A 10489-nucleotide genomic window follows, 5' to 3' on the forward strand; every position below is an offset into this window, starting at 1 on the left:
CGTGAGCGCGACGACCGAGACCACGACGCAGAGCCCGACCCCCGAAGCCCTCCTCGACGACGACCTCCTCGAGCGCTTCCGCGCCCGCGCCGCCGAGTACGACCGCGACAACGCGTTCTTCGACGACGACCTCGACGAGCTGCGCGCGGCCGGCTACCTGACCGCCCTCGTGCCGGCCGAGTACGGCGGGCTCGGCTGGAGCCTCGTCGACGCCGTGCACGCCCAGATGCGGCTCGCGGGCGCCGCGCCGGCGACCGCCCTCGCCGTCAACATGCACCTCGTCTGGACGGGCGTCGCGAAGGTGCTGCGCGACCGCGGCGACGACTCGCTCGACTTCGTGCTGCGCGAGGCCGGCGCCGGCGAGGTGTTCGGGTTCGGCATCTCCGAGGCGGGCAACGACCTCATGCTCTTCGGCTCGCGCACGACGGCCGAGCCGCAGGCCGACGGCGGCTACCGGTACGCCGGGCGCAAGATCTTCACGTCGCTCTCGCCCGCGTGGACCCGGCTCGGCACGATGGGGCTCGACACCGACTCCCCCGACGCGCCGAAGCTCGTGTACGGCTTCATCGACCGCGAAGACCCCGACGTGCGCATCCTCGACGACTGGAACACGATGGGCATGCGGGCGAGCCAGAGCCGCACGACCGTGCTCGACGGCGCCTACGCCGCCCCCGACCGCATCGTGCGCCGGCTCGACCCGGGCCCCAACGCCGACCCGCTCATCTTCGGCATCTTCGCGAACTTCGAGCTCCTGCTCGCGGCCGTCTACACGGGAATCGGCCGGCGCGCCCTCGACCTCGCGGTCGCCGCGGCGGGCCGGCGCACGTCGATGAAGAACGACGGCCGCCCCCTGGCGCACGACCCCGACATCCGCTGGCGCGTCGCCGACGCGGCGATCGCCTACGACGCCATCCCACCGCAGCTCGAGTCGGTCGCGCGCGACCTCGACGACCTCGTCGACCACGGTGCGGGATGGTTCGCGAAGCTCGTGGGCGTGAAGGTGCGCGCGACCGAGACCGCGAAGCACGTCGTCGACCAGGCCGTGCGCGTCTCGGGCGGGTCGACCTACTTCGCCGGCTCCGAGCTCGGTCGGCTCTACCGCGACGTGCTCGCCGGCATCTTCCATCCCTCCGACGACGAGTCGGCGCACTCGACGGTCGCGAACGCGTGGCTCGGCCCGGTGCCCGACTGATCCGGCGCCACCCCGTTCCCCGCACTCGGAGGCACGGCCCCGCACCGGCCCGATGGATAGACTGGCGGAGGCGGCGAACGTCGCCCCCCGCACTCTGGAGGTCGTTGTGAACGTCGTCGCCACCGTCATCGCCCTGGGACTCTTCGTCTTCGGCATGTGGATCATGGGCGTCGCGCCCGAACTGGCCGAGTTCCAGGCGCTCGTCTTCTTCTCGGGCATCCTCGCGGTCGCCGCCGCGCTCGCGATCCCGTTCCACATCCTCGGCCGCGCCGACGACTGACGCCGCCTCGATGACGCTGCCCGCCCACGACACGATCGTCACCTACCCCGCCGGCGAGCTCGAGCAGCGCGCGACCGTGCTGCACACGGCGCCCGCCGGTGACGGCCTCATCGCCGTGCTGACCGACGCGACGCCGTTCCACCCCGTCGACGCGGCCTGGCCCGACCAGCCCGCCGACGCGGGCTCGCTGCGGCCGGCGGCTGCGCCCGCCGGCACCGGCGAGCTGCCGATCCGCGACGCGGTCGTCGCCGCGACCGACGGCGCCGAGTTGCACCTCGGCGGCGACATCCCGGTGCGCAAGGGCACCGACGGCTGGGCCTTCGTCGTCGCGCACCTCGTCGACGGCGATGCGGCGATCGCCGAGGGCGACGAGGTCGTCATCACGGCGGATGCCTCGGCCCGACGCGCGCTCTCGCTGGGCCACACGGCCTGCCACGCGGCATCCCTCGCCCTCAACCGCGCGGTCGCGTCGCGCTGGTCGAAGCCGGCCCGCACCGATGCGCTCGGCAGCCCCGACTTCGACGGCATCGCGATCGCATCGAGCCGCATCGAGCCGTTCGGCTCGGTCGACCGCTACCGGCTCAACAAGTCGCTGCGCCGCGCGGGCTTCGACGCGACCGATCTCGCCGACGGGCTCGACGAGCTCGCCGCGACCGTCGGGGCGACCGTCGGCGAGTGGATCGCCGCCGGCTCGGCCGTGCGCATCGAGCGCGAGGGCGACCGGCTCACCGACCGGCGCAGCTGGGTCGCGGAGCTGCCCGACGGCACCGCCCGCATCGCCTGCGGCGGCACCCACGTCGACTCGCTCGGCGAGCTCGGCGGGGTGCGCGTCGCATTCGAGCTCGTCGACGACGGCGGCACGCCCGTGCTCGAGATGCGCACCGGGGTCGACTCGGCCCGCTGACCCGACGGCGCCCCGGCCGCGACCGGCCGAGGCATCCTCGAACGGGGTTACGATTACGGGCGTGGGTATTCGCATCGAGAAGGTCGACCTGCCCGGCATCGGCGTACGTCACGACCTCGTGACCGAAGCGGGGCGGCGCATCAGCGTGGTCTCGCACCGTGACGGCGAGCGCGACCTCGGCGTGTTCGACATCGACGACCCCGACGCGTGCCGCGACTCGGTCGCGCTCAACGACGACGAGGCCGCCGCCCTGGCCGACGTGCTGAGCGCCTCGGTCATGCTGAGCCGCCTGACGAGCCTCTCCGACGAGACCGCGGGCCTCTACACCGAGCAGATCGCGCTGCCGACCGACTCGCCGTACCTCAACCGCACCCTGGGCGACACCAAGGCCCGTACGCGCACGCACGCCTCGATCGTCGCGATCGTGCGCGACCGCCAGGTCATCGCCTCCCCCACGCCGTCCGAGCCCCTGCGCGCCGGCGACGTGATCGTCGCCGTCGGCACCCGCGAAGGGCTCGACGGCGTCTCGCGACTGCTCGCCAACGGACCCGACTGACGCCGGGCCCCGCATGCACGAGACGACGCTCCTCCTCATCGAAGTCGGCGCGCTGCTTCTCGGAATGAGTCTGCTGGGCCGGCTCGCGCTGCTCATCGGCCTCTCGCCGATCCCGTTCTACCTGGTGCTCGGCCTCGCCTTCGGCTCGGGCGGCATCATCCCGTTCGACGCGAGCATCGAGTTCCTGCAGACCGGCTCCGAGATCGGCGTCATCCTGCTCCTGGCCCTCCTCGGTCTCGAGTACACGGCGACCGAGCTCTTCGACAGCCTGAAGTCGGCGCGCATGCCCGGCGTCGTCGACGGGCTGCTGAACGCGCTGCCCGGTGCCGCGCTCGCGCTCATCCTCGGCTGGGGCCCGGTCGCGGCGGTCGCCCTCGCGGGGGTCACCTGGGTGTCGTCGTCGGGCGTCATCGCGAAACTGCTGCGCGACCTCGGCCGCCTGTCGAACCGCGAGACGCCCGCGATCCTCGGCGTGCTCGTCATCGAAGACCTCGCGATGGCGTTCTACCTGCCCGTGCTCTCGGCCATCGTGATCGGCGTGAGCCTCGTGCAGGGGGCCGTTGCGGTCGCGATCGCGGTCGCGGTCGTCGTCGTGATCCTCTACATCGCGCTGCGGCACGGCCACCTCGTCTCGAGGCTCTTCCCCGCCGACCACGCCGAGCCGCTGCTGCTCGGCGTGCTCGGCCTCACGATGCTCGTCGCTGGCCTCGCCCAGGAGGTCTCGGTGTCGGCCGCGGTCGGCGCGTTCCTCGTGGGCATCGCGCTCTCGGGCCGGGTGGCGGCGAACGCGAGCCAGGTGCTCACACCACTGCGAGACCTGTTCGCCGCGACGTTCTTCGTGTTCTTCGGGCTCACGACGGATTCGTCGCAGCTCCTCACGATGATCGTGCCCGCACTGCTGCTCACGGTCATCACGATCGCGACGAAGCTCGTGACCGGCGCCTACGCCGCGGCTCGCGCCGGGGTGGGCACGCTCGGACGCTGGCGCGCCGGCTTCTCGCTCGCCCCCCGCGGCGAGTTCTCGATCGTGATCGCCGGCCTGGCGGTGACGGCCGGCGTCGAGCCGGCGCTCGCCTCGCTCGCGACCGACTACGTGCTCATCACGATCATCGCCGGCACGTTCCTCGCCCGGGTGCCCGACGCCATGTGGTTCCGCCAGGCGGTGCGCCGGCGGCAGCAGCGGGCGCGCCAGGCCGCCTGACCCGGCGCCCCGCCCCCGGATCAGTCGGCGAGGTCGGCCGCGGCCGCGTCGGCGCGATCGGCCCGACCGAGCGCCGCCGCCGCATCGAGCTCGGCGTCGGCCGCGTCGGCCGCGGCGAGCAGTTCGCGCACGCGGGGCACGACCTCGGTCGCGTAGCGCTCGATGCTGCCCATCATCGCCTCGTGCGGCAGGGTGCCGTTCGAGTACTTGAGGTCGAAGCGCACCGCGCCGATCGAGCGCATCGCGGCGGCGATCTTCTGCGCGACCGTCTCGGGCGAGCCGGCGTAGAGCGCGCCGTGCGACGACGCCTCGGCCTCGAAGTGCTCGCGCGTCGCGGGACCCCAGCCGCGTTCGCGGCCGATGCGGTCGATGATCACCTGGTAGTGCGGCCAGAGCGTGTCGAGCGCCTCCTGGTCGGAGTCCGCGATGAAGCCCGGCGAGTGGATCGCGACCGGCTGGGCGGGCTTGCCGAACTGGGCGAGCGCCTTGCGGTAGAGATCGGCGAGCGGCGCGAACCGCGCGGGGCTGCCGCCGATGATGGCGAGCACGAGCGGCAGGCCGTAGTGCGCTGCGCGCACGACCGACTCGGGGCTGCCGCCGACGCCGACCCAGGTCTTCAGGTGCCCGTGCTCGACGGGCGGGTAGACGAGCTGGTCGGTGAGCGGCGGGCGGAGCCGCCCCTCCCACGTGACGGGCTCCTGCTCGAGCAGCGCGGCGAACAGCTCGAGCTTCTCCTCGAAGAGCTCCTGGTACTGCCCGAGGTCGAAGCCGAAGAGCGGGAAGGACTCGATGAACGAACCGCGCCCGAGGATGACCTCGGCGCGCCCGCCCGAGAGGCCGTCGAGCGTCGCGAAGCGCTGGAAGACGCGCACGGGGTCGTCGGAGCTCAGCACGGTGACCGCGGAGCCGAGGTGGATGCGCTCGGTGCGGCCGGCGATCGCGCCGAGCACGACCTCGGGCGCCGAGACCGCGAACTCGTGCCGGTGGTGCTCGCCGATGCCGAAGAAGTCGAGCCCGAGCCGGTCGGCGAGCACCGCCTCCTCGACGACGTTGCGCAGCACCTGCGCGTGCGGCAGCGTCGCGCCGTCGGCGGCGGCCGTGACGTCGCCAAAGGTGTCGAGTCCGAATTCGTAATGCTCGGTCATGCCGGCCTCTCTCGTCGTCGCCGGGCTCCGTGCACCCGGCGGAAATCTTCGCATGCATACGCATGCATTCAGTCGAACCAGCCCCACGCCGAGACTATTCCTGCGTGCGCCCGGGGCTCCAGCGGGAATTGCGCCGGCCGGGCCGGCGTTGTGTTCCATGTCGATGCATGGAACGAGCAATGCATCGAGCGGAATGGGAGCATGGAGACTGTGACGGATCGCCCGGTGATCGGCATCTACGGAGCGGGCAAGGTGGGCACGGCCCTCGCTCGCCTGCTCGTCGACGCCGGCTACGAGGTGCTCATCGCGGGGTCGCCCCGGCAGACCGCACTCGAGCTGCTCGTCGGCGTCGTCGCGCCCGGCGCGCACGTCGTCGCCTCCGACGCACTCCCGGCCCGTGCCGACGTCATCATCGTCGCGGTGCCCTTCGGCAAGGCCGGCACCGTGCCGTGGGCCGCCTTCGACGGCCGCATCGTCGTCGACGCGATGAACTACTGGCCGCCCGTCGACGGCAACCTCGCCGACGTCGACGCCGACCCGCGTACGACGAGCGAGCAGAACGCCGCGCGCAACCCGCGCGCCCGCGTCGTGAAGTCGCTCAACCACCTCGGCTATCACGAGATGGAGGACGACAGCCTGCCCGCAGGCGACCCGCTGCGGCGCGCGCTCGCCGTCGTCGGCGACGACCCGGGCGCTCGTGCCGAGGTCGCCGCCCTCATCGACGCGATCGGGTTCGACCCGGTCGACGGCGGGGCGCTCGAGCACGGGGTCGCGCTCGAGCCGGGGCATCCCGCCTTCGGTCGCGAGCTCAGCGCCGCCGAGCTGGCCGCGCTCATGACCCCGGCCGCCCACCTCGCGGCCTGACGCCCGCGGCCGCGCCCGCTAGCCTGAAGCGACGATGCGAAGGGGCGAGGGCATGACGGATGCCGCGGGCTTGATCTCCGCACTCGAGGCGATGGCGAACGAGACCGAGCGGGTCAAGTACCGCCGCTACTTCCCCGACGACGCGACGGCGCCGTTCATCGGCGTGCGCATGGGCGCCGTCTTCGACCTCGCGAAGACCGCGCTCGACCTGCCGACCGGCGAGCTCGAGCGGCTGCTCGCCGAGCCGACCCACGAGGTGCGCGCGCTCGCGTGCAGCATCATGGGCAGGTCGGCCGCGCGGCGTGCGACCGACGAGGCGCGACGAACCGAGCTGTACGACCTCTACCTGTCGCGGCACGACCGCATCGACCAGTGGGACCTCGTCGACCTCGCCGCGCGCGACGTGGTCGGCGGTCACCTCGTGGCGCACGATCGAGCGCCCCTCGGCCGCCTCGCGGCATCCGCCTTCTGGCCCGAACGCCGCACGGCGCTCGTCGCGACGTTCGCGTTCCTGAAGCGGGGCGAGACCGACGACGCGTTCGCGATCGCCGAGCGCCTCGCCGCCGACGAGGCGCCGTTCGTGCAGAAGGCCGTCGGCTGGGTGCTGCGCTCGGCGGGCGACCTCGCGCCCGAGCGCCATCTCGCGTTCGTCGAGGCGCACGCCGCGACGATGCCGCGAGTCGCGCTGCGCGCCGCGATCGAGCATCTCCCGAACGACGAACGGACGCGCGTCCTCGCGATCCGCTGACGGGCTCAGCCCTCGCCCGGTTCCGCCGGCGGCTCGCCGAGCGGCCGCCGCTCGCGCCGACGCGCCCCGAGGTCGGCGACGCCGATCGCGAACGCGATCGCCACGAACACCGCGACCGCGAGCATGCCGAGGCCGTACGCGTCGTGGTACACGGCGAGGTCGGGCTGCCCGTCGGACTCGCGGAAGATCGTCGAGTAGAAGAGCGAGAGCGTCACGGCGGTGCCGATCGCGGTGCCGATGCGCTGGCCGAGCTGGCCGACCGAGCCGGCGAGGCCGCCCTGCTTGACCGGGACGTCCATGAGCGTGAGCGTCTGGTTGGGCGACACGACGAGCCCGCCGCCCGCGCCCCCGATCACCATGGCCCCCGCCATCGCCCACGGCGTCACGGCGGGCGGGGTCGCGAGCGCCGCGAGCACGAGCAGGCCGATGCCCGCGAGCAGCAGCACGAGGCCCCACACGACGAGCGGCCGCCCGAGCCGGTTCACGAGGTTGCCGCCGATCCACGACGTGAGCGCGCTCAGCAGGGCGAAGCCGATGCCCACCATGCCCGCGAACACGGCCTCGAGCCCGAGCCCGTGCTGCAGGTACAGGGTCGTCAGCAGGAACATCGACGGCATCGCCGCGAAGTAGACGCTCGCGAGCGAGATGCCGTTGCGGAACGAGCTCACGCCGAAGAGGCCGAGCGGCACGAGCGGGTGGCGGCCGGATGCCGCGTAGCGGCGCTCCCACGCGATGAAGGCGGTGAGCGCGAGCACGAAGACGACGAGCACCCACCAGCGCGCCGGGTCGTCGTCGGGCGATCCGGTCGTGAGCAGGAACGGCCACATGAGCGCGACGACCGTCACGGCGAAGAGCACCAGGCCGACCGGGTCGAGCGACAACGGCTTGTCGGACGGATGCCGCGTGACGGGCAGCAGCCAGATCGCGAGCGCGATCGCGATGAGCGCCAACGGCACGTTGATCCAGAAGATGCCGCGCCAGCCGTCGGTCGGGCCGCCGATCGCGATCATGAGGCCGCCGAGCGTCGGTCCGAACGCCGTCGCGAGCCCGATCGTCGCGCCGAACAGGCCGAACGCCTTGCCGCGCTCCGCCCCGTGGAACAGCTCCTGGATGATGCCGAGCACCTGCGGCATCTGGATGCCGGCCGCGACGCCCTGCACGAGCCGGGCGACGAGCAGCACGGTCGCGTTCGGCGCGAGCGCCGCGACGAGGCTCGTGAGCGTGAAGAGGCTGAGGCCGACGACGAACAGGGTCTTGCGCGAACGCTGGTCGCCGATGCGGCCCGCCGGCACGAGCGTGAGGCCGAAGGTCAGCACGTAGCCCGCCACGATGAGCTGCAGCTCGGTCGAGGTCGCCCCGAAGGCGTCCTCGATCGAAGGCAGGCCGACGTTGACCTTCGACAGGTCGAGGATCGTGAGCGCGGCGACCGCGACGCAGACCCAGTACGCGCGCCAGCGGTGCTCGTCCGAGAGCGGGATGGAGCGGGTCACCGGCGGCTGAGACATCCGTTCCAGCCTATGCCCGGTGCTCGCCGCGCCGCGGAACCGCGCCCGACGGGTGGAATGCCGAAGGCCCCCGCCGAAGCGGGGGCCTTCTCTCGGTGGACCCAGGGGGATTCGAACCCCCGACCTTCTCATTGCGAACGAGACGCGCTACCAACTGCGCCATGGGCCCGAGCCGTGAACGAGCCTACCATCCCTCGAGGGGTGCTCTTGACCACTCGCCCGATCAGCCGGCGGCACGCCGACGTCGCAGCACGGCGTCGAGGTCGTCCATGCCGGGGCGCGCGTCGTCGACGATGCCCATGCGCGCGTACGGGTTCGCCGTCGCCGCGGGGCTCGCGCCCGCCTCGGCCACGCGGGCGGCACGATCAGGCGCGGATGCCGCGGGCGTGAGCTTCGGCACGGGCGGGGCGATCCGCGCGGCGCGCCTGGCGAGCAGCGCCTCGCTCTCGGCGCGCTTGAGTTCGGCGGCGGCCTCGATGGAGGCCATGGCGGTTGCGGCGATCGTGCCCCGCGACAGGTGGAGCGGCTTCGGCAGCGGCCGGGGGGTCCAGCCCTCCACCTCGGCTTCGGCCTCGGCGAACTCGATCGGCTCGAAGGCCACCGGTGCCGCCGGCGCGACCGGCGCGGACGCGGCGACGGGCTTCGGCCGCGCCTTCGCGAGGCGTGCCAGCCCGAACACGGCGCCCAGGAAGGCGACGCCGCCCGCCGCGGGAATGAGGAGCGACGCGCCGAACGCCGCGGCGATGAGACCCGCGACGATCGTGATGAGTGCGATGAACGCGACGAGCGTGCACGCGGCACGACGGCGTCGAACAGCCCGGCGCGCCCGTCGGGCGGCGTCGTACGATGCCGCCTCCGACGTGCTCGGGGTCGCTCCTGCCGACGCCGGCGCGATGACCGCGACGGGTTCGGTGACGACCGCGTGAGCGGCGACGGCGGCCGCCGCACGTGCACGCGCGGCATCCGCCGCCTCCTCAGCCGCTCGCCGCTCGGCGATGGCGGTCTGCTCGGCGGCCTCGGCCGCGAACCGGGCCGTCTCCTCCTGCTCGTGCAGGATGCGCTGCTGCGTCGCGACTTCACGAGCGGTGGCCTCGACGACCACCGGCTCGGGGGTCTCGGCGGTCTCGGCGAGGATGCGGAGGGTCTGCTGCAGGCGCACGGCGTTGCGCTCGGTGGCGAGGTACTGCCTGCGGCGCAGCCAGTTCGGCAGCAGGTACGCGACCCACAACGCGGCCGCCACCGCGATCAGGATCCCCCCGCCGATCACATCCATGCGATAACGCTAGGACACGCGCGACCGCACGCTCGAATCGGCGCGGGCGTGTTCAGCGATCTGTCAGGCGGAGGGGCTCGGCCGAGGCCGCGAGGTCCTCAGCGGTGATGCGCGCGGCGTCGGCCGGCACCCGGCCGTCGCGCCAGCGACGGAGCACGCCGCGGGGCACCTCCTCCGTCACGAGCGCGAACGCGAAGTGGTCGCACCACGCGCCGTCGATGTGGATGAACCGGCGGCGCAGCCCCTCGTAGCGGAACCCGAGCTTCTCCACGACGCGCAGCGAGGGCCCGTTCTCGGGACGGATGCAGATCTCCATGCGGTGCAGGCGCAGCACGCCGAAGCAGTAGTCGGTCGCGAGCGCCACCGCGGTCGGCGTGATGCCGCGGCCCGCGACGTGCTCGGAGACCCAGTACCCGATCGTCGCCGACGACAGCGAGCCGTAGCTGATCGACGAGACGTTGAGCTGACCGACGAGCTCGCCGTCGACCTCGATCACGAAGGGCAGCCCGTGCCCGCCGCGCGCGTGGGCGAGCAGGTTGCGGATCGACGCGCGGGCGTCGATGAACGACCCGCCGCCGGGGTAGGTCGCCTCCCACTGCTTGAGCCATCCGCGGTTCGCGAGCAGCACGCGTTCGAGCGCCTTCGCGTCGCGCACCCGGATGGGCCGGAGCACGACCTCGCCGTCGCGCAGGGTGGGCAGGGACGGGGCGGCCATCGTCAGGCGGTGGGTTCTTGGAGGGTGCTGGTGTAGTCGATGAGCCAGTGCTTGAGGTCTCGGCCGAGGTCGTCGCGGTCGACGGCGAGCTGGATCACGGCCTTGA

Annotated in this window: 11 protein-coding genes and 1 tRNA gene; 7 read left to right on the plus strand and 5 right to left on the minus strand. The window is 73.0% G+C overall.

Going from position 1 to position 10489, the window contains the following annotated elements; translation table 11 throughout:
• The first annotated feature begins 1 nt into the window (after nucleotide 1).
• From AC3RJ6_RS18740 to AC3RJ6_RS18760, 5 genes are all read left to right on the plus strand, one after another.
• Nucleotides 2-1192, plus strand: a complete 1191-nt coding sequence (locus tag AC3RJ6_RS18740) for an acyl-CoA dehydrogenase family protein (RefSeq protein WP_491428644.1) — start codon at nucleotides 2-4, stop codon at nucleotides 1190-1192.
• 106 nt (nucleotides 1193-1298) lie between these two features.
• On the plus strand, nucleotides 1299-1472 hold the full coding sequence (locus tag AC3RJ6_RS18745; RefSeq protein ID WP_491428645.1) for a hypothetical protein: 174 nt from the start codon (nucleotides 1299-1301) through the stop codon (nucleotides 1470-1472).
• A gap of 10 nt (nucleotides 1473-1482) precedes the next feature.
• Nucleotides 1483-2376 carry a metal-dependent hydrolase gene (locus tag AC3RJ6_RS18750; protein ID WP_491428646.1) on the plus strand — a complete coding sequence of 298 codons (894 nt, stop codon included), beginning with the start codon at nucleotides 1483-1485 and terminating at the stop codon, nucleotides 2374-2376.
• 61 nt (nucleotides 2377-2437) lie between these two features.
• Entirely contained in the window at nucleotides 2438-2932 is a 495-nt protein-coding gene (locus tag AC3RJ6_RS18755) for a cation:proton antiporter regulatory subunit (protein WP_491428647.1), read from the plus strand.
• Between the two features lie 64 nt (nucleotides 2933-2996).
• Entirely contained in the window at nucleotides 2997-4133 is a 1137-nt protein-coding gene (locus AC3RJ6_RS18760) for a cation:proton antiporter (RefSeq protein WP_491428648.1), read from the plus strand.
• A 20-nt stretch (nucleotides 4134-4153) separates the two neighbouring features.
• On the opposite strand, the gene AC3RJ6_RS18765 is transcribed toward AC3RJ6_RS18760, so the two are convergent.
• Nucleotides 4154-5278 (minus strand): LLM class flavin-dependent oxidoreductase, encoded by a 1125-nt coding sequence (locus AC3RJ6_RS18765; RefSeq protein WP_491428649.1) that lies wholly within the window; start codon nucleotides 5276-5278, stop codon nucleotides 4154-4156.
• A 210-nt stretch (nucleotides 5279-5488) separates the two neighbouring features.
• On the opposite strand from AC3RJ6_RS18765, the gene AC3RJ6_RS18770 reads away from it, so the two are divergent.
• Together AC3RJ6_RS18770 and AC3RJ6_RS18775 are read left to right on the plus strand one after the other, a co-directional pair.
• Nucleotides 5489-6142 (plus strand): NADPH-dependent F420 reductase, encoded by a 654-nt coding sequence (locus tag AC3RJ6_RS18770; protein WP_491428650.1) that lies wholly within the window; start codon nucleotides 5489-5491, stop codon nucleotides 6140-6142.
• A gap of 52 nt (nucleotides 6143-6194) precedes the next feature.
• Nucleotides 6195-6890 carry a DNA alkylation repair protein gene (locus AC3RJ6_RS18775; RefSeq protein WP_491428651.1) on the plus strand — a complete coding sequence of 232 codons (696 nt, stop codon included), beginning with the start codon at nucleotides 6195-6197 and terminating at the stop codon, nucleotides 6888-6890.
• A gap of 5 nt (nucleotides 6891-6895) precedes the next feature.
• On the opposite strand, the gene AC3RJ6_RS18780 is transcribed toward AC3RJ6_RS18775, so the two are convergent.
• The 4 genes from AC3RJ6_RS18780 to AC3RJ6_RS18795 form a co-directional block, all read right to left on the minus strand.
• Entirely contained in the window at nucleotides 6896-8395 is a 1500-nt protein-coding gene (locus AC3RJ6_RS18780) for an MFS transporter (RefSeq protein WP_491428652.1), read from the minus strand.
• 96 nt (nucleotides 8396-8491) lie between these two features.
• Nucleotides 8492-8564, minus strand: a tRNA-Ala gene (locus AC3RJ6_RS18785).
• 54 nt (nucleotides 8565-8618) lie between these two features.
• Entirely contained in the window at nucleotides 8619-9668 is a 1050-nt protein-coding gene (locus AC3RJ6_RS18790) for a hypothetical protein (RefSeq protein ID WP_491428653.1), read from the minus strand.
• Between the two features lie 52 nt (nucleotides 9669-9720).
• A complete protein-coding gene (locus AC3RJ6_RS18795) occupies nucleotides 9721-10383 on the minus strand; it encodes a GNAT family N-acetyltransferase (RefSeq protein ID WP_491428654.1) in 663 nt (220 codons plus the stop codon).
• Between the last annotated feature and the right edge of the window lie 106 nt (nucleotides 10384-10489).

Source organism: Agromyces cucurbitae (genome assembly GCF_058349945.1).